An 18,096-nucleotide genomic window follows, 5' to 3' on the forward strand; every position below is an offset into this window, starting at 1 on the left:
CTCAACCCAAAGCAGCGCGACAGCTACTGCCTTTTCTACACTTCGTCAGTTATACTCGCCGCCATGAGCACCAAGAAAAAACCCAAAACAAATGGCGGCACGATCGCCCTCAACAAAAAAGCCCGTCACGATTACTTCCTGGAAGACAAACTGGAAGTCGGACTGGTGCTGACCGGTTGGGAAGTAAAAGCCCTGCGCGAAGGCAAATGTCAGCTGGTCGATTCCTATATCGTCATGCATAAAGGCGAAGCCTGGCTGAGTGGCGCACTGATCACACCGCTGAAACAGGCGTCGACCCACATCGTTACCGAACCGCGGCGTGAGCGTAAACTGCTGATGCACCGCCGTGAAATCGACCGTCTGAATCAGAAAATTCAGGCCAAGGGTTACACCTGCGTCTGCACCGCGATTTACTGGAAAGGCCCCAACGTCAAAGCAGAAATCGCTCTGGCCAAAGGTAAGCAAAGCCACGATAAACGCGATGCTTCCAAAGATCGTGACTGGGCCAAGCAGAAAGAACGGATCATGAAGCACACCACCCGCTGACAGATGTCAGACAACTGTGGTAAGCTGACTCATCTTGTTTGCAGGCAGGCAGGGGTTGAAAAACACCAGACTGCCCTCATATAAGACACTAAGACCTGAGCAAGTAGCAGGCGACGAATTCGGGGATGATTAGGATTCGACGTTGATTACAAAGCTATGGGTGCATGCCGAGAGTGTATAGCGATCTCGTAAATAAACGTTATACATAGTTATAGTCGCAAACGACGAAACTTACGCACTAGCGGCTTAAGCCCGCTTACCTCCGAACTCGGGTTCCTGTAGCCGGGGGACGAGGGCGACGTCTTACAGGATCGCCCGGATGCTTCGCTCGGAGCTGAAAGGTTAAACTTAATCGAGCTCGTTCTGAACGGCCTGCCCCTCGGCCCGTGACGAACTAAATCAATAGAGACGGCTAAGCATGTAGATCCTCTAGTGGAGGATTGGCGGACGCGGGTTCAAATCCCGCCATCTCCACCATACAAACAGAAAAGCCCTGACCAGAAATGGCCAGGGCTTTTTTGTTTCTTCCGCACCACAGAGATCGCTGCCATAGGTAACGATAACAGCACCATGCACTCCTGAGACTTTTGTCTACAATAAAAGCATCTTCTAATACTGAATGGATGCTTTTTGCTATGACAGTACAACGCAAGCTGGTAATTGCAGCAGCCCTGCCGGCTATCCTCACTATTATTCTGGTAATGGGCAAAGCCATTGCCGATATGCAGACACAGCGTGATTATCTTATTGAACAAACCGCCCTCTACCTTACAAAGCAGAGCAGTGTGCCTGAAAGACAGGAGCTGCAACGCTTTATGGCCGAACAATGGCAGGAGATTTTCAGCCAACAGGCCAGCATTGCCATTCCCGTTCTCACCGCTATGTCCATTGTGCTGATTATTTTTGCTCTGCTTACCGTGCGCCGAATCACCAATGGTTTTACCCATCTGACCGCCTCCGTTGAAACCCTGTCCAGACCGGAAACACCACTTTCTTACCGTGTTCCGCTACAGGATATGAATGAATTGCGCCCTCTGGCCGTACGCCTGAACGATTTCATGCAGCGTGTTGATAATATGGTGGCGGGCATGGCCGAAGCTTCGCAGGCACTGAATCAAAGCTCTGCGGTACTCAATTCAAACTCCAGCGAAAATACCCATCATGCGCAGAATATGTCACGTATTATGGACAGCGTGTCCGGCGCCATGAGTGAACTTATTTCTGCGTCTGCCGAGATTACCCGCAACGTTCATCAGGCCCACACTCAGGTATCTGAAGTCAACAGTACCGGCCGCGCACTCAGCAGCGATATTAAAGCGCTGAATAATCAGTTCGGAGAGCTGGGTAATATTATTAACAGCAGCTCTTCCGATGTCGCCGAGCTGAGCAATCAGGTCGACGGTATTTACGGCATCCTGCAGACCATCCGTGGCATTGCAGAACAAACCAATCTGCTGGCCCTTAACGCCGCCATCGAAGCGGCACGGGCCGGAGAGCAAGGCCGCGGTTTTGCTGTAGTTGCTGATGAAGTACGCAACCTGGCCAGTAAAACCCAGAGCAGTACCGGAGAAATTCAGGGGCTGATTGAAAACCTCAAACAAAGTGCCAGTCGTTCAATTGAGGCCATGACCAACAGCACCGAGGCCAGCGCATCCATGGCGGTATCCTTTGCCAAAGCCAACGAGCAGATTCTGGGGTTATTCGGCAGCCTCAACACCGTTAACGACCTTAACTCTGAAATTGCTGCCGCCAGTGAAGAGCAAAGCACCGTTATCAGCGGTATTAACCAAAACCTGCAGGAAGCCAAAGAAATTGCGGTCTACACCCGTGAGGCTGCCCAATCTACCGGCAGTAAATCGTCGGAACTGGCCGGTATTGCCAACAAATTAAAAACCATGATTCAGGGCTTTCGCCTGAGCTGAATATCAGGCCGCTGCAATACGCAGGTGAGGCGCATTGCAGTGGCGCTAATACTTCTCAGCTATCAGGCTATACAGCGTTACCATCCCTCAGCCCCCCCCAGGATCACCCACAAGATCACCGGCCTTAACAACCTTTCCGCTGAACCTGAACACCCTCTCTTTCTTCATCTTCTGCCTGTACCATAAAAAACCTGACCAGAGTTGCATCAGATCCGGACTATTTCGCTCAGGGACAGAATTATTTTTATGTAATACCATCATGCATCATTATCAGAACGACAGCATGAACGATAAAACATCAGGAAAGGTATTATGCGGGTTAATGATCATTCACCGCTGGCAGAATTACTGCAGCAGCATCACTTAAATCATAACTGTCCGGATTCAGCGCAGGCGGTGTGGCAAACCTATGGTACAACAGCAGCGGTATTGATTACCGATATGAGCCGTTTTTCGGCCATAACCAAGGAAAAGGGTATTGTCTATTATCTGGCATTAATTCAGCGTATGCAGGACATCGTTGAAGCCGTTACCCAAAAATTTAACGGCACCCTGATCAAATACGTGGCCGACGATGCTTTTGTATTATTTGCCGACAGTGCTTCTGCCCTGAATGCATTACGCGAAATACGCGGGCTATTACATCAGGATAACCAGCAATTTCCCCATCATCACAATATCGAAATTGCCGCAGGTATCGCCTTTGGTGAATTACTTAATTTTCACGACCGTGAAATCTTCGGCGACCCGGTCAATGAAGCCAGCAAGCTGGGTGAAGACACCGCAGCCGCCTGGGAAATCCTGCTGACGGAATCTGCCTATCTGAACCTGCCGGCCGAGATGCGCGAATATGACAAAGTCTGTGATCATACCTTCGGTGATCTGAGTATCCGCACCTATTATCTGAAGTGAAGTTCCGGAACAGGATAAAAGCAGCTCTGGCGGCTTTGCATCTTTAGGTTTAAAGCTGCCTGTTCAGCACTACCGGTGAACAGGCCCGCCAATGCTGTAACAGGCAAAGGCAACTTCTCAAATCCGGCAAAGCTATTTATGCTTGCCGCAACGATTTACAGGGAAAGGAAAACAACCATGCAGAAGCAGTCTTTATGCTGTATCCACCCGGTTGTACTGGTGTTACTGCTTCTGCCTATGGCGATGCTTCAGGCAAATGAAGACAACAGTGGTTATGCGGGTTTGCAAAGTCATGAACCTATTTACATCGGCTACACCTGGGATGAAGACGATGTCGGTTTTATGGACTTCAAACTCTCGCTGAAATACCCCATCTGGCACGATGCCAAACCCAAAGCCGCTGCTTTTGGTTTTCTGCCACACCCCTACTTTGATTTCAGTGGTCGTTTTGGTCAGTACATCGGCACGCGGGAATCATCACCGGTGATTTCCAAACGCTTTAATCCAGAGCTGATCGGCCGCTACTGGCTGTTACCGGAAGCCGGAAGCAATCTGCCCGCCAGCAGTTTTGATCTGATGTACGGTCACGAATCCAACGGTCAGAACGTCGGTGATTACAACAGCTATCTGGCAATGAAGCTCGAACTGGCGCTACAGGGGGAAGATTTAAAATACGCGGATGATTACATCAGCCGTGGCTGGGATTATGTCGGCGCCCTGTGGAGCCAGAACTGGTCAGCAGACAGTGGCCATCGGGTGACGACATTTCTGAAGCTGCACTATTTTCTGGATGATGGTTTACTGCAGGGACCAGCAGAAGAATACAACAGCTGGGAAAATGACCGTGATGGAAAAAACCGGCGAAAAGTCGATGGCATCAGTCTGTCGTATAAGCGCAATATAAGTTTGGGCAATGCTCTGCTCAGAGGCGAAAAAATATTTCTGCAGTATGTTACCGGAACAGAAAACACTTTCCGCTTTAACACTGTACGTGCCGAGTTTTCATTTATCATGGGCAACATGCCGCTGATGTTCTGGATCAGTCACGGCTATAACAGTGATCTGGCCGATTATTACCGCGAGTTAAGCTCCGGCGGTATCGCTATTGAATTTCTCAGTATGTAGCTGCTATAAAAAACTGGCATAAAAAACAGATATAAAAAAAGCTGCCGAAGCAGCTTTTTTTATGCACGCAAAAAAACAATCAGCTTTTTGCACGGCCTTTGAATTCACCGGTACGGGTGTCGATTTCGATGGCATCACCGATTTCAACGAACGCAGCAACCTGCAGTTCATAACCGTTTTCCAGAGTGGCCATTTTCATCACTTTACCAGAGGTATCACCACGAACCGCAGGCTCGGTGTAAGACACGGTACGGACGATGGTGGTAGGCAGTTCGATGCTGATGGCTTTGCCTTCGTAGAAAACCGCTTCACACACGTCGGTCATACCGTCGGTCATAAAGTTCAGGGTGTCACCCAGGTTTTCTTTTTCTACTTCGATCTGGTTGTACTCTTCATCCATAAACACGTACAGCGGGTCTGCGAAGTAAGAGTAGGTTACCTGGCTGCGTTCCAGAATGATGGGTTCCAGCTTGTCATCAGCCTTGAAAACCGGCTCCTGCGACGCACCGGTCAGCAGGTTCTTCAGTTTCATTTTTACAACAGCGGCGTTACGGCCGGATTTGTTGAATTCAGCTTTCAGGACAACCCATGCCTGACCATTCAGGCTCAGTACCTGACCGGCACGAAATTCGTTAGCAGTTTTCATAGAGAATTACCGGATATCAGTCGTTAAAAATGCGCTGCACTATACCCGATCCGTGGCGTAATGCACGAGATTTGATGCAAGGTCGCCGAGTGCCTGTAGCTGCTGTTGCCAGGCCCCGGCATGGGTCTGCCATGCTGGCAGCTGTTGCAGCAGTCCGTGCCAGTGTTCATGCGCCTCAGCGCCTGCTGCCAACGCACTCTCCGGGGCCTGATTCCAGTGCCGGAATGCCCCCGCCAGATGCTCCGCCAGCACGCGGTCTGACAGGTTATTCCGGTCACAATACAGGCCAAGAAAGGCTTCCAGTTTCTCCAGATGCGCGTCCTCTTCCTGGCGGTAGATATGCCACAACATAGGCTTGCCCAGCATCTGCGCACGGACAAAGGATTCCTCTCCGCGCACAAGATTCAGATCACACATGGCCAGCAGCTGGTCGTATTGTGGCTGTGACATAAATGGCAGCACCGAAATACTCAGCCTGCCGCGCTGATAGGTGTGCCCGGCCTGCGTCGTTTCGCCCAGCCAGTCATCCAGCCCTGCCGATACCCTTCCTGCCGGAACCAGCAGGTGCACCGTCTGCCGCCAGGTCTGCAGCGCATCCAGCAAACCGGCCAGGGCCGGATTTTCGTAGGCAAACAGGCTGATCTGCAGCGCACAATCTGCCAGAGCCGGAGCCAGACCAAAGCTGCTCAGAAAGGTCCGGCGTGCCGCTGGTTCGGCCATCTGCTGCGGCAGCTGTGCCAGTTCCGGTTCACACAACAGACCGCCGGTACCGCTGACAAAGCCCGGAAAGAAGAAGGTTTTGCTCAGCCCGTGTACCGGCGACTGACTGAGGTGAAAACCGGGCACCCAGTCTTCGGCGCTCAGGTATTCCAGATTAATCCAGCAAGCTGCGTGTTCACGCTGCTGCATGGCAGCGATATAACTTTGCGGTAACTCACAGGCGAAAGCTTCAACCACCACATCACCGGTCTGCAGCGGGCTGAGCTGTGGAAAATCTTCAGCCCAGTGCCGGATCACAATCCCCTGCTGTTGCTGCTCTGCCAGAGAGCAATCCAGCGCCGGGCATAACGCGCGGAAACTGCTCAGATCATCCACCCAGAGCGTTACCTGCTGACCATGTTGCTGGAGCAGTTGCCGCGCCAGACGCCAGCACACGCCAATATCGCCAAAGTTATCAATCACCCGGCAGAACAGGTGCCAGTGGCGTTGTGAAGTCAGGTCGGGCATTGAACTCATGCAAGGGTATCCGGCAGGAAAAAGGCCAGCATCATAAAAGGCCGCACAGGGTGAGGAAAGTCAGTAAGTACAGACGGTGGCGATTAACGGATTAAAGTCATGCTCAGTTATGAGTCCGGACACATATTTCTGCTAATCTTTTGATACATTGGCTAACAAATAACCAATATATGAATACTGTTTTGCATCTGTACCTGCTCATACTGAGCTGCCTGACACTGACCGCTGCCGCAGAACCGCTGGCAGGCAATCAGGCGTTCGCGCCGGTATCGGCAAATGCAGTACCGGACACCCTGCTGATTGGCGTAGAAACCACCGACTACGCACCCTATTACCATATGCAGGATGAGCGCTACAGCGGCATGGCGCGTGATCTGCTGGATGCTTTTCTGGCCGATGCACACCTGCTGGGCGATTATCACCCGTTACCGGTACCACGCCTGTTTCTGCAGTTCACTCATAACCAGCTCGACTTCAAATTCCCTGATAACCCGCAGTGGTCAGAAAACCTGAAAGCCGGCCTGACCATTCACTATAGCCAGCCGGTATTCCAGATCAGTGAAGCCGTGATGATACTCAACGATCATCAGGGAGCGGTGCGCAATGTCGGCACCATCATGGGATTTACCACACCGGGCATCAGCTCTGCCCTGAGTCGCGGCGAAATCACTCTGACCCAAGTCACGGGTATGGAGCAGCTGCTGAAAATGCTCGAATCCGGTCGCATTGACGGTATCTACTTCAATGTCCGGGTAGCACAGGAAGCCGCGGCAAAACACAACCAGCCACTGCAACTGGCCATACTGAAAGACATTGCCCCCTACCGTTATGCATACCACCTTTCAAGTATCCGCCACCCCCGCCTGATTGAACGCTTCGACCGTTTTATGCGCGAAAATCCGGAAGTCATCAGGGCTATCCACCAGAGTTACGATTTGCCCTGATGACTGTCGGTTCATAGGGCCTGTCGACACTAAGTAAATCCGGCCTGCTGATAGCCAGTTTTTCTCAGAACAAGGAGAGAGGAGTGATATTGTCAGGAACATCCATGTTCCTGACCCTGCGGGCTTCGCGCCCATCTGCTCCTGCAGATGGGTAGCGGGCTAAATGAATGACGAACGACGAAGTTGATGGGGAAAACTGGCCTTAGCCCGAAGGGTTATGGCTAAAAATCCCTCATCCTGCATTGCTGTTCGCTCGCTTAACCCGTTACCAATCTGTCTGGAACAGATTGGCGTGCCAACCCCGAAGGGGGGAAGCACAGGGATGTGCTGAACATCCCACACTCTCAGCGCCTTGCCTGAGAAATTTTTAGCCGATAACAGGTCTGTTTAATTAGTGTCGACAGGCCCTAGCAATGGGTCCAGTTCATCATTCAGTTCAAAACCTTCTTCTTTTAACCACGCCAAAGCGGCATCAACACTGCTGAACGCCCGGCGCTGAAAGCCCTGATCCGATTCAGCGACCATATCCTCAAGCTGCAGTTTTTTCAGTAACGATGGTTGGTACACATGGGCTGCGCGCCGCAGACCATGCCCGATGCACCAATCCACCAGCGCCTCAATCACCGGCCCCATTTCCGGTACGCCTAACTGCCACTCATCGAGCAAAACCATATGCCCCCAGGGCGCTGAAGCCAGCGCGGCGGCATGTTCGCGGAAGTGCCGGTCAAAGGATCTTGCGGCCTCTTCATTCCAGCTGCCTGATATACGGGCAACCAGAATATTGCCGTTGGTGCAGAGCACAAAATCACCGTGTTGAATACGTGTATTGAGCATATAAACCCCCGATATGCTGCCATCCGGTAAGCATAGTTGAGCCACCATCAAGCAGCTGCACAGCCTGTAAAAAATAACTGACTCTCAGCATTCTCTCAGTACTGGCAATAGCCGCAAAAAACTATACACTAGTTATACAAGAAAAGAGACTTGTACAACTAATGAAATATCTGGGCCTTATTCTGGCCGACCAGTTAACCCCGTCACTGGCCAGCCTGCGTACACTGAATCCGCAGCGGGACGTGCTGTTAATGGCCGAGGTCGCTGAAGAAGCCACCTACGTTGCCCACCATGTGCAGAAAATTGCCCTGCTGTTTTCTGCCATGCGTCACTTTGCTGAAGAATTAAGGCGTGCCGGCTGGACCGTGATCTACCGTCCGCTGGATGCACCGGATAATGACTACAGCCTGCTCGATGTCGTTCGCCGAACCCTGCAGGAACAGCAATGCAGTGGCCTGATGCTGACCCGCTGCGGTGAATACCGCCTGCAAACAGCGATGGATAATCAGTGGTCAGCAACCCTTGGCGTCCCGGTAAGCGTATTTGAAGACGACCGTTTTATCTGCCCGCCCGCCGACTTCGCGCGCTGGGCTGCCGGCCGCAAACAGCTGCGTATGGAATACTTTTACCGCGATATGCGGCGCAAAACCGGCCTGCTGATGGACGGAGACAAACCCGTCGGCGGGCAATGGAATTTCGATGCCGATAACCGCGCGGCCTACAAGGGCGAAATACCGGTACCGGCGCCGCTCAGTTTTACTCGCGATGCCATTGATGAAGAGGTGCTGACGCTGGTAAGCACCCGCTTCGCCGGGCCAGACAAGCGCCACCCCGGCCAGCTTCAACCCTTCCGCTGGGCGACCACACGTGAGCAGGCACTTACTGCGCTGCAGCATTTTATTCAGTACCGGCTGGCGCACTTCGGCCGTTATCAGGACGCCATGGTCAGCCACAACAGTCTGGGCGAACGCGCCGATTTTATGTTTCACAGCCTGCTGTCGCCTTACCTCAACTGCGGCCTGCTGACCCCGCTGGAAGTGTGCAAAGCCGCCGAAGCCGCTTATTACCATGGTCAGGCGCCGCTGGCGGCGGTGGAAGGCTTTATCCGCCAGATCATCGGCTGGCGCGAATACGTGCGCGGTATTTACTGGGCCTTTATGCCGGAGTACGCCGGGCGTAACAGCCAGCACAACGAGCGTGCGCTGCCCTGGTTTTACTGGAGCGGAAAAACGCAGATGCACTGCATGAGAGAGTGCTTCCGCACCACCTTCGCTAATGCCTACGCGCACCATATTCAGCGCTTAATGGTGACGGGCAATTTCGCCCTGCTCGCCGGAATCCGCCCGCAGGAGATTTGCGACTGGTATCTGGCCGTCTACGCCGACGCCTACGACTGGGTGGAGCTACCGAATACGCTGGGCATGATGATGCACGCCGACGGCGGCCTTTTGGGCAGCAAACCCTACTGCGCCTCCGGCAGTTACATTGCCCGTCAGTCCGACTACTGCGGCCATTGCCGCTACAACGTGAAAACCAGCGAGCAGCCCGACAGCTGCCCGTTCAACAGCCTGTACTGGCACTTTTTAATCCGCCACCGCGACAGCTTCGCACGTAATCCGCGCATGGCCATGATGTACCGCAGCTACGACCGTATGGCGCCAGCCAAACAGCAGGCAATTCTGGCTCGCGCAGAGCACTGTCTGATTCATCTGGAGACGCTGTAACCATGGGCCTGCTGAGTGGTTTCCGTAACCCCCATAACCTGCCGGTAAAAACCTGTGCGCACTGTGGCCGGCCGTTCTGCTGGCGGCGCAAATGGGCGCGCAGCTGGGACGAAGTGAAGTACTGCAGCAAAGGCTGCAAACACAGGGCACAAAAAACACCGGCCAATATATGCGCCGCCGCTTCCGTGGAGGATGAATTCTGATGACGTCCCGCCCCATCAATCTGGTGTGGCTGCGCAACGATCTGCGCCTGCACGACCACCCCATTTTTCAGTACCTGGTTGCTCAGGGTGAATGCCCGGGTATGGCGGTGGTATTTATCCTGCCGCAACACTGGCAGCAGCCGACGACAGAATATCCGGGCCTGACCCGGCTGGGACTGGCCAAAGCACGCTTCCTGCGCGCCTGCCTGATTGACGTGCAGCGCAGTCTGTATCAGCAGAATATCCGCCTCAGCCTGCTCGGCGGCGATCCGGTCAGTCTGCTGCGTGACTGGTATGCCCAACAGCCGTTTCACCTGCACACCAGCGCCGCTCAGGCGCCGGAAGAAGAACACTGGCTGAATGCCATTGCCGATTTTGCACCGGTCAGCACCTACGACACCCAGACCCTGTTCAGCCCGCAACAGCTGGCGGAATTGCTCAGCACAGAAAACTGGCCCGACAGCTACAGCGCCTTCGGCCGCTGGCTCGATAAGCATGGCTTACCCGTCGCAGCGCCGCTGCCACCCACCATACTCAGTGCCGATCCCCTCGAAGCGCCGCTCAAAGCCGCCGTACAGTGGCCGGATCATCAGCTGCATCAGGTGCCGTTCTGGGCCGGGCGCGTTCCGGCAACGACCTTTCATGGCGGCGAAGACGCCGGATTACGCCATCTGGCAGCCTATCTGGGGCGGGAAAATGCCATTCGTCACTACCGTGATACACGTAATCAGCTCTGCACGGCGCCGCTCAGTCAGGCTGACAATCCTTACGCCGGCAGCCGCTTTGCCAGCCAGCTCAGCCCCTGGCTGGCCTGGGGCGCATTATCAGTACGTAAGGTATGGGCCGATATTGTGCACTGGGAGAGTCTGCATGGCGCAAGCGAACACAGTAGCTGGCTGAAAAAAGAACTGCTGTGGCGCGAGTATTTTCACTGGACGCTGCGCCTCAAAGGATCTGCGCTGTTCCGTAACCCCGCACCTCAGCCGTTCGCTGACACACGCTGGCAGGCCTGGTGTGAAGCGCGCACCGGCTATCCGGTAATTGATGCAGGCCTGCGTGAGCTGATCCACACCGGCTTCAGCTCCAACCGTATGCGTCAGTGGCTGGCGAGCTTTTTTATCCATGAACTGAAGCTCGACTGGCGCCTTGGCGCACGCTTCTTTGAGCAACACCTGATCGATGCTGATGTCGCCAGCAACTGGGGCAACTGGGCCTATATCGCCGGTTGCGGTCAGGACCCGCGCGGCGGGCGCTGTTTTAACCTCAACAAACAGCTGGAACGGTACGACCCGCACCTCACGCATCTGCAGCAATGGCTGCCGGAACTGGGCAGCGTCACCCTGAGTCAGGTGCAGCAACATCAGAGCAGTGGCCCGACGCTGCCTTTGTGGCCGGCACCGCTCCCCTTGCCAGCAGCAACCTGAGGCGCCGTTGATGCTGCATCTGGTTTGGTTAAAACGTGATCTTCGCCTGTACGACCATGCCGCGCTGACGGCTGCTATCAGCGCCGTACACCAGCAGGGTGGCCGCCTTGCTTTGCTGTACGTCATCGAACCCGGCGTCTGGAGCCAGCCCGACAGCAGCCTGCGCCAGTGGCAGTTTGTGCGCGAGTCGCTGCTCGATCTGCAACAGCAGTTAGCGCAGAACTCGGCACTATGGTCAGTCGCCGGTAATATGCCCGATGTTCTTTCCGCACTGCTGCAGCAACTGGAGCCTCAGGGGCAATCCTTTACGCTCTACAGCCATGAAGAAACCGGTAACCTGTTCAGCTACCGCCGCGATCAGGCCGTCAGGCAGTGGTGCCGGAAACACCAAATAACCTGGCATGAGTACGCCCAGAATGGCGTACGCCGTGCCAGCCGCAGCCGTCCCCACAGTCGCGATGACTGGGCTGCCCACTGGGCCGCGTTTATGGAACAGGCGCAACACGCAATGCCGTTGCTCAGCGAGTGTCCGTGGCTGCCCTGCCCGCTGCCGGATGCATTGCCGGTAACAGCACTGCCCACCAACCTCGGTTACGATCAGACACCCTGCCCCGGTCGCCAACCCGGTGGGCGCAGTGCTGCACTGGCCCTACTCAGCAGTTTTCTGCACAGCCGCGGGCGTTTTTACCGTGGCTCATTAGGCTCACCGCTGACGGCCGAACACCATGCTTCACGCTTAAGTCCTTATCTGGCCTGGGGCTGCCTGAGTGTGCGTGAAGTGCTGCAGGCGGTGCGCGCCGCCCAACAACAGGCACCGGATACACGCTGGCGCAACAGTCTGGCGGCATTCGAATCACGCTTATGGTGGCACTGCCATTTTATTCAGAAGCTGGAAGACGAACCGCTGCAGGAACAACAACCGCTGCATCCGGCCTGGGCCGGAGTACGGCAGTTTAACGCGGCGTGGTACGCCGCCTGGGCTAACGGCCAGACGGGCTGGCCACTGGCCGATGCCTGCATGAAGTACTTACAGCACTATGGCTGGCTCAACTTCCGCATGCGCGCGATGCTTATGTCACTGGCCAGCTACCCGCTGTGGCTGCCCTGGCAACAACCGGCGCTGCATCTGGCGCGCTGGTTTACCGACTATGAACCCGGCATTCATTACCCGCAGGTGCAGATGCAGTCAGGCACCACCGGCATTAACCCGCCACGTATGTACAACCCCACCCTGCAGGCACAGAAACAAGACCCGCAGGGCGTCTTTATCCGCCGCTGGCTGCCGCAACTGGCACAGGTGCCGGACAGCTGGATTCATCAGCCCTGGGGCATGAGTCAGCGCTTACAGGCACAGTGTGGGGTGACGATTGGCCGCGATTACCCGGCGCCGCTGGTCGATTTTGAGCAGGCCACCCGGCTGGCACGCGAGCATATCCGCCAGTTACGCCAGCAACCGCAATATTTCAGCAATGCCGCCGACATTGGTCATCAACATGGCTCGCGCAAACGCCGTGCCGCTGCCAGTAGCCGCAGAAGAACCATCAACCCCGACCAGCTCAGGCTGTTCTGATTAAAGCACCCATTAATAGTTAAAAACTTAAGAACTTATCGGCTTAATAAAATAGCTTCTATGAACAACCACTCTACAATGGATATATTCAAACAGCAGATCCCGGCTCAGTGAGGTTTTCATGGACATAGGCCAAAGCTCCAACAACCAATGGCTGGCGATCTTCCGCCAGCATGTGATTGAGCACCCGTATATCGCCGCAGCACTGGCGGCGGCACTGGCACTGGTCAGCGTGTTGCTGGTGCAGAGTCTGATCCATGTACTGACCACCGACAGCAGCCTGTTCAGCCGTTATGCCTTGCTGGGTGGCAGTGCCGGTTTTATCGCCACCGCGCTGGGCGCTTTACCCGCCCTAATGCTGAAAAGAATCCCACAGGCTGCGGAAGATGCCATGCTCGGCTTTGCCGCCGGAATGATGCTCGCCGCTTCGGCTTTTTCGCTGCTGTTACCCGGCATTGAAGCCGGTACGGAGTTATTGCAAAGCGCCACTCAGGGCGGACTCATTGTGGTGTTCGGCATGTTTATGGGCGTGGCGCTGATGCTCGGGCTGGATGAATTTACCCCGCATGAGCACGACAAAACCGGTCCCTGCGGCCCGGGCCATGAACGTTGCGGCAGAGCCTGGTTATTTGTGTTCGCCATTGCTCTGCACAATCTGCCGGAAGGCATGGCCGTAGGTGTCAGCTTTGCCCAGGGCGATTTAACCGTGGGTCTGCCACTGGCGACGGCCATCGCCCTGCAGGATATTCCCGAAGGTCTGGCGGTTGCGCTCACACTGCGCGCCGCCGGCTTCAGCCCACTGTTTGCGGTATTGGTTGCCGCGGGCAGCGGTTTGCTGGAACCGGTCGGAGCATTATTGGGCGTAAGCCTGGGCGGCGGGTTATTACTCGCTTATCCGATCGGACTTGGACTGGCCGCTGGTGCTATGTTGTTTGTGGTGTCCCATGAAGTGATTCCGGAAACACACCGCAACGGCCACCAGACCGTCGCCACACTGGGATTAATGACCGGTTTTGCCTTAATGATGATTTTGGATACCACGCTCGGTTAAGAGCGATGCAGGAAAGATAACCTTTATCAAAGCAACCGCAGGAGCAGCTTATGACGACTGTAAACATTGGCATCAGTGCCGAACACCGTGAAGCCATCAGCCAGGGACTCGGCCGCTTACTGGCCGATACCTATACGCTGTACTTAACCACCCATAATTTTCACTGGAACATTACCGGGCCGATGTTCAACAGCCTGCACGCGATGTTTATGACCCAGTACACCGAACTGTGGAACGCCGTCGATCCGATTGCCGAACGCATCCGTTCGCTTGGCCATGTGGCACCGGGTTCCTACGCACAGTTTGCCAAGCTGGCATCATTACCGGATGCACCACAAGTGCCGCCAAAAGCCACCGAGATGATCCGCATTCTGGCCGATGGTCATGAAGCCACCGCCCGCACAGCACGCAGTCTGTTTAAACTGGTGGAAGAAGCATCCGACGAACCAACCGCTGATTTATTAACCCAGCGGCTGGCCATTCACGAGCAGACCGCCTGGATGCTGCGCGCCCAGCTGGAAGAATAACCACTCAGGCCCATAAGGCTGGCTGTTTTATTGCAGCCAGCTTTCAATATCCTCACGGTGTGGAATCGAGCCGCTGTGTACCAGCTGCTCATCCACCACCACCGCCGGTGTACGCATAACGCCATAATTCATAATGGCTTCCGGGCTGGTTTCTTTAATCAATTCAATTTCTGTTTGTTTTTCTGCGGCAATAGCGCTGATCGATTGCGCTGTTTTTTCGCATTTACTGCATCCTGAGCCCAGCACTTTAATCACTTTCATTATTGCTCCTTAGCCACGACGATGACTTTTTACAGATAGGGAGTGAGCGCATTTAACACCCAGCCAATCAGGGTGAAAGCCACCAGCAGCATGATAAAAATCAGCGCCAGCAGACGGATTTTCATGACCTGTTTCAACAGAATAAATTCGGGAAAACTGGCGGCAACCGTGCTCATACAAAACGCCAGCGTAGTACCCACCGGCAGGCCTTTGGTAATCAGACTCTCCATCACCGGAATCACCCCGGTGGCGTTGGAATACAGCGGAATACCCGCCAGTACCGCAGCCGGAACCGACCACCACTCGCCCTGCCCTAGGGTGTCAGACACCCACTGATCGGGCACAAAACCGTGCAGCCCGGCGCCCAGACCGACGCCTAAGATGACCCACTTCCATACGCGGGAAAAAATATCGGTCATTTCTTCTTTGGCAAATTCATGACGTTCTTTCAGAGTCATACTGCCGGTGCTTGCGGTTCCGGTATGACCGGCCTGTTGCGCCTGATTGTAAGCACGGGCAGCAAAAGGCTGCAGCCAGCGTTCGGCTTTTAACAGATGCAATGCCAGACCACCGGCTACGCCGACGGCCATGCCAGTAACGATATACAGCAACGTGAATTTCCAGCCGAGCAGGCTCATCAGCAACAGTACGGCCACTTCATTAATCAGCGGTGACGTCAGCAGAAATGCCATGGTAATACCCACCGGAATACCGGCAGAAGTAAAGCCGAGAAAAACAGGAATACTGGAGCAGGAGCAAAACGGCGTAATAGCACCAAAGGCCGAGCCCAGTAATAAGCCCAGCCCGGTATGTTTGCGCGCCAGATAATCGCGCACCCGCTCAACATTCAGCGAGGCTCTGAGCAGGGCGATGATATAAATCATCAGCAGTAACAGGGCAAAGATTTTACTGACGTCTTCAACAAAGAAATGCAGCGCATCGCCCCACTTACTCTGGGCGGACAAGCCCGCTAAATCGAATACCAACCAGTCAGCCAGACGGGTGAAGATTTCCAACATATCAGTCTCCGCTTATCGTCAGCTAAGCTGTGCCCGACAGAGCACCACACCAGTAACGTTAAACGCAGTGTAGCGGAAAAGTGCTGCCGGCCTCTTGATCTGCGGCATCAGGATCAGGCAGCGGCGCGAAACAGACTGACAATGCAGAGCCAGCCTTAATCAGCCATGGCCTGCTGCTTTTTCCGCGTTTGCTCCATGGCCTCGCACAACTGGCGGGTACCCAGTAAAAAACGCGGCGTCGGCCGGTGCAATAAGTCCGGATGAATATGATAAAGACTTCTGGTTTTAACCGCTGTCAGATTCTGGTACTGCCCCCAGGCATCTAACCAGTCGGGGCGGCTTTCGCCCATGCCACTGGCCACAATCACATCCGGGTTCATTTCCAGCACCGACTCGATACTGACCTGCGGCGCTTTAATATCCAGATCGGCGTACACGTTACGGCCACCGCAGAGTTCAATGGCACGGGAAATAAAGGTATCGCCATTCTGGGTTAATAATGGCTGATGCCAGACCTGATAAAAAACCGTTAATGGTTTTTTATCAGAATATTCCGCCCGTAACTGCGCCACCTGACGGCGGAAATCGGCCGCTACCTTTTCGCCTTCTGCTTTATGGCCAGACGCCGTGGCAAAGTTTTCCAGATTACGGGCAATGGTTTCGTAGGTGTTCGGATCGCTGACAAAAATTTCATAACCCAGTTGTTTCAGGCGCGACAAATCACGGGTCGGATTGCCTTCCGGCCAGGCGATAATCAGATCAGGTTCAAGAGCCACAATGGCTTCGATATTCAGGGCCGAATAACCGCCAACCCGGGGAATATTTTTTGCGGCTTCCGGGTAATCGGAATACTGCACGGCACCAACAATGGCATCGCCGCCGCCCACCGCAAACAACAGCTCGGTGCTGTGCGGAATCAGGCTGACAATACGCTGTGCCGGTTGTGAAAAATGATGCACCGTACCGGCATCGTCGGTCAGACTGAATCCCTTGCTGTCTGTATCGGACTGGCTTTCCGGATTTTTTTCTGCCGCAGCAAACAGCACAGAGCTGCAGAAAGACAGCACGATCAATGCAGCTGGTATCCGTAATGCATTCAATATCATAAAAGGAATTCTCTCAGTTCATTCAGCGCTTGCTGTAGCTGTTGTTGTTTACAGGCATCGTCGCCCACCAATCCCAGGCGGATTAACTGCTGCTGTTTAAAGCAGCGGCTCCATATACAGCGTTCGGCTAAAAAAGTCTGTACCTGTTCGGCATCGGAAAATTTCAGGGTAAAAAATAAATCACTTTCCCCTGCCAGATAAAATCCGTTCAGCCACTGCGCCATTAATTGATGATTTTTTTTCAGACGCACACGCTGCTGTGCAATCCACTGATGATCACCCAGCGCCTGCTGTGCCAGCCACACACTGTGCCCGGCCACCGACCAGGGGCCGAGTCTGCTGGCCAGATTCTGCAGCACATCGGCCGCGGCAAACACCACACCAATACGCAGCCCCGCCAGACCAAAAAATTTTCCCAACGAGCGTAATACCAGCATATTATCCACCAGCGTCCCGGTTAACAGGCTGTCGTCTGGTGTGCAATCCATAAAGGCTTCATCGCACAACAACCAAGCCTGACGCTGTTTTAACTGTTCAGCCCAGCCGTGCAATTCAGCAGCACTGAAGCGTTCACCACCGGGGTTCCCCGGATTAACCAGCACCAGCATATCGGGTAATTCGCGCTCATTATCAGTAACCGCATTGAATACCTGACGAATATCGGCTGCAGTTTTTTCATAAACAGAATGCCCGGCTTTTTTCCAGCATGATGCATGTTCGCCATAGGTACCGGCCAGAATCCACACCTTGCCACGACTGAAACAGCCGGGTAATTCCGCAATGGCGCGCTGGCTGCCGGGAACCAGCATGCCGTCATGGCCATAATAGGCGCGGACTGCACGGTTTAAGTCAGGCTGAATGCCGGGCAAATCATGAATAAAAGACACTGGGCAGGATAGCTCCTTCCCCTGTTCAGACCACCAGCAGTAAGGGCTGACCGCACTGGATAAATCCAGCCACTGCTGTGGCTCACCGCCAAATTGTTTGATCGCGCGCTGCAGATCGGCACCATGAATAACGGTTTCGGCTACGTTAATTAATTGCAT

General features: G+C 54.3%; 18 protein-coding genes and 1 other RNA gene. 12 read left to right on the plus strand and 7 right to left on the minus strand.

The genetic code is table 11. The annotated features are described in order from the left end of the window. The first annotated feature begins 63 nt into the window (after positions 1 to 63). The 5 genes from smpB to HUF19_RS13775 all read left to right on the plus strand — a co-directional run bounded on the left by smpB (position 64) and on the right by HUF19_RS13775 (position 4,505). Positions 64 to 546, plus strand: a complete 483-nt coding sequence (smpB, locus tag HUF19_RS13755) for an SsrA-binding protein SmpB (protein WP_145466151.1) — start codon at positions 64 to 66, stop codon at positions 544 to 546. A gap of 121 nt (positions 547 to 667) precedes the next feature. After that, positions 668 to 1,023: a transfer-messenger RNA gene (gene ssrA, locus HUF19_RS13760) on the plus strand. A gap of 158 nt (positions 1,024 to 1,181) precedes the next feature. Beyond that, complete coding sequence (locus HUF19_RS13765; protein WP_260997149.1) at positions 1,182 to 2,468, plus strand: methyl-accepting chemotaxis protein; 1,287 nt, start codon at positions 1,182 to 1,184, stop codon at positions 2,466 to 2,468. 312 nt (positions 2,469 to 2,780) lie between these two features. Next, on the plus strand, positions 2,781 to 3,380 hold the full coding sequence (locus HUF19_RS13770) for an adenylate/guanylate cyclase domain-containing protein (protein WP_260997150.1): 600 nt from the start codon (positions 2,781 to 2,783) through the stop codon (positions 3,378 to 3,380). 177 nt (positions 3,381 to 3,557) lie between these two features. Beyond that, on the plus strand, positions 3,558 to 4,505 hold the full coding sequence (locus tag HUF19_RS13775) for a hypothetical protein (RefSeq protein ID WP_260997151.1): 948 nt from the start codon (positions 3,558 to 3,560) through the stop codon (positions 4,503 to 4,505). Between the two features lie 79 nt (positions 4,506 to 4,584). Here the strand turns inward: HUF19_RS13775 and efp are convergent, their stop codons facing one another. Continuing rightward, the gene (gene efp / locus HUF19_RS13780; protein ID WP_260997152.1) at positions 4,585 to 5,151 is read right to left on the minus strand and encodes an elongation factor P; all 567 of its coding nucleotides are present in this window, start codon (positions 5,149 to 5,151) and stop codon (positions 4,585 to 4,587) included. Positions 5,152 to 5,190: 39 nt separating this feature from the next. Next, on the minus strand, positions 5,191 to 6,387 hold the full coding sequence (gene earP, locus HUF19_RS13785; protein ID WP_260997153.1) for an elongation factor P maturation arginine rhamnosyltransferase EarP: 1,197 nt from the start codon (positions 6,385 to 6,387) through the stop codon (positions 5,191 to 5,193). A 170-nt stretch (positions 6,388 to 6,557) separates the two neighbouring features. On the opposite strand from earP, the gene HUF19_RS13790 reads away from it, so the two are divergent. Then, entirely contained in the window at positions 6,558 to 7,331 is a 774-nt protein-coding gene (locus HUF19_RS13790) for a substrate-binding periplasmic protein (protein WP_260997154.1), read from the plus strand. Positions 7,332 to 7,718: 387 nt separating this feature from the next. Here the strand turns inward: HUF19_RS13790 and HUF19_RS13795 are convergent, their stop codons facing one another. After that, a complete protein-coding gene (locus tag HUF19_RS13795) occupies positions 7,719 to 8,165 on the minus strand; it encodes a hypothetical protein (protein ID WP_260997155.1) in 447 nt (148 codons plus the stop codon). A 161-nt stretch (positions 8,166 to 8,326) separates the two neighbouring features. Between HUF19_RS13795 and HUF19_RS13800 the strand changes: the two genes are divergently transcribed. From HUF19_RS13800 to HUF19_RS13825, 6 genes are all read left to right on the plus strand, one after another. Next, complete coding sequence (locus HUF19_RS13800; RefSeq protein WP_260997156.1) at positions 8,327 to 9,889, plus strand: cryptochrome/photolyase family protein; 1,563 nt, start codon at positions 8,327 to 8,329, stop codon at positions 9,887 to 9,889. A gap of 2 nt (positions 9,890 to 9,891) precedes the next feature. Then, the gene (locus HUF19_RS13805; protein ID WP_260997157.1) at positions 9,892 to 10,092 is read left to right on the plus strand and encodes a DUF2256 domain-containing protein; all 201 of its coding nucleotides are present in this window, start codon (positions 9,892 to 9,894) and stop codon (positions 10,090 to 10,092) included. Next, positions 10,092 to 11,516, plus strand: a complete 1,425-nt coding sequence (locus tag HUF19_RS13810) for an FAD-binding domain-containing protein (protein ID WP_260997158.1) — start codon at positions 10,092 to 10,094, stop codon at positions 11,514 to 11,516. The genes HUF19_RS13805 and HUF19_RS13810 overlap by 1 nt, the downstream gene beginning before the upstream one ends. Before the next feature lie 10 nt (positions 11,517 to 11,526). Next, positions 11,527 to 13,086 carry a cryptochrome/deoxyribodipyrimidine photo-lyase family protein gene (locus tag HUF19_RS13815; protein WP_260997159.1) on the plus strand — a complete coding sequence of 520 codons (1,560 nt, stop codon included), beginning with the start codon at positions 11,527 to 11,529 and terminating at the stop codon, positions 13,084 to 13,086. A gap of 121 nt (positions 13,087 to 13,207) precedes the next feature. Beyond that, complete coding sequence (locus HUF19_RS13820) at positions 13,208 to 14,137, plus strand: ZIP family metal transporter (RefSeq protein WP_260997160.1); 930 nt, start codon at positions 13,208 to 13,210, stop codon at positions 14,135 to 14,137. 50 nt (positions 14,138 to 14,187) lie between these two features. Then, entirely contained in the window at positions 14,188 to 14,664 is a 477-nt protein-coding gene (locus HUF19_RS13825; RefSeq protein ID WP_145466179.1) for a Dps family protein, read from the plus strand. 27 nt (positions 14,665 to 14,691) lie between these two features. Here HUF19_RS13825 and HUF19_RS13830 read toward each other — a convergent pair whose 3' ends face one another. From HUF19_RS13830 to HUF19_RS13845, 4 genes are all read right to left on the minus strand, one after another. Next, complete coding sequence (locus HUF19_RS13830; protein WP_260997161.1) at positions 14,692 to 14,925, minus strand: thioredoxin family protein; 234 nt, start codon at positions 14,923 to 14,925, stop codon at positions 14,692 to 14,694. Between the two features lie 29 nt (positions 14,926 to 14,954). After that, positions 14,955 to 15,944: a permease gene (locus tag HUF19_RS13835; protein WP_260997162.1), complete on the minus strand. Its 990-nt coding sequence runs from the start codon at positions 15,942 to 15,944 to the stop codon at positions 14,955 to 14,957. 155 nt (positions 15,945 to 16,099) lie between these two features. After that, entirely contained in the window at positions 16,100 to 17,050 is a 951-nt protein-coding gene (locus HUF19_RS13840; RefSeq protein WP_225693218.1) for a cobalamin-binding protein, read from the minus strand. Further along, complete coding sequence (locus HUF19_RS13845; RefSeq protein WP_260997163.1) at positions 17,047 to 18,096, minus strand: aminotransferase class I/II-fold pyridoxal phosphate-dependent enzyme; 1,050 nt, start codon at positions 18,094 to 18,096, stop codon at positions 17,047 to 17,049. The genes HUF19_RS13840 and HUF19_RS13845 overlap by 4 nt, the downstream gene beginning before the upstream one ends.

Origin of the sequence: Thalassolituus hydrocarboniclasticus (assembly GCF_025345565.1) — a bacterium.
GTDB classification, from domain to species: Bacteria; Pseudomonadota; Gammaproteobacteria; order Pseudomonadales; family Oceanobacteraceae; genus Venatoribacter; species Venatoribacter hydrocarboniclasticus.

What these genes read in the sequence shown, in the direction of transcription:
- smpB (WP_145466151.1), top strand. Translation starts at nt 64, where the DNA reads ATGAGCACCAAGAAAAAACCCAAAACAAATGGCGGCACGATCGCCCTC.
- HUF19_RS13765 (WP_260997149.1), top strand. Translation starts at nt 1,182, where the DNA reads ATGACAGTACAACGCAAGCTGGTAATTGCAGCAGCCCTGCCGGCTATC.
- HUF19_RS13770 (WP_260997150.1), top strand. Translation starts at nt 2,781, where the DNA reads ATGCGGGTTAATGATCATTCACCGCTGGCAGAATTACTGCAGCAGCAT.
- HUF19_RS13775 (WP_260997151.1), top strand. Translation starts at nt 3,558, where the DNA reads ATGCAGAAGCAGTCTTTATGCTGTATCCACCCGGTTGTACTGGTGTTA.
- efp (WP_260997152.1), bottom strand. Translation starts at nt 5,151, where the DNA reads ATGAAAACTGCTAACGAATTTCGTGCCGGTCAGGTACTGAGCCTGAAT.
- earP (WP_260997153.1), bottom strand. Translation starts at nt 6,387, where the DNA reads ATGAGTTCAATGCCCGACCTGACTTCACAACGCCACTGGCACCTGTTC.
- HUF19_RS13790 (WP_260997154.1), top strand. Translation starts at nt 6,558, where the DNA reads ATGAATACTGTTTTGCATCTGTACCTGCTCATACTGAGCTGCCTGACA.
- HUF19_RS13795 (WP_260997155.1), bottom strand. Translation starts at nt 8,165, where the DNA reads ATGCTCAATACACGTATTCAACACGGTGATTTTGTGCTCTGCACCAAC.
- HUF19_RS13800 (WP_260997156.1), top strand. Translation starts at nt 8,327, where the DNA reads ATGAAATATCTGGGCCTTATTCTGGCCGACCAGTTAACCCCGTCACTG.
- HUF19_RS13805 (WP_260997157.1), top strand. Translation starts at nt 9,892, where the DNA reads ATGGGCCTGCTGAGTGGTTTCCGTAACCCCCATAACCTGCCGGTAAAA.
- HUF19_RS13810 (WP_260997158.1), top strand. Translation starts at nt 10,092, where the DNA reads ATGACGTCCCGCCCCATCAATCTGGTGTGGCTGCGCAACGATCTGCGC.
- HUF19_RS13815 (WP_260997159.1), top strand. Translation starts at nt 11,527, where the DNA reads ATGCTGCATCTGGTTTGGTTAAAACGTGATCTTCGCCTGTACGACCAT.
- HUF19_RS13820 (WP_260997160.1), top strand. Translation starts at nt 13,208, where the DNA reads ATGGACATAGGCCAAAGCTCCAACAACCAATGGCTGGCGATCTTCCGC.
- HUF19_RS13825 (WP_145466179.1), top strand. Translation starts at nt 14,188, where the DNA reads ATGACGACTGTAAACATTGGCATCAGTGCCGAACACCGTGAAGCCATC.
- HUF19_RS13830 (WP_260997161.1), bottom strand. Translation starts at nt 14,925, where the DNA reads ATGAAAGTGATTAAAGTGCTGGGCTCAGGATGCAGTAAATGCGAAAAA.
- HUF19_RS13835 (WP_260997162.1), bottom strand. Translation starts at nt 15,944, where the DNA reads ATGTTGGAAATCTTCACCCGTCTGGCTGACTGGTTGGTATTCGATTTA.
- HUF19_RS13840 (WP_225693218.1), bottom strand. Translation starts at nt 17,050, where the DNA reads ATGATATTGAATGCATTACGGATACCAGCTGCATTGATCGTGCTGTCT.
- HUF19_RS13845 (WP_260997163.1), bottom strand. Translation starts at nt 18,096, where the DNA reads ATGCAATTAATTAACGTAGCCGAAACCGTTATTCATGGTGCCGATCTG.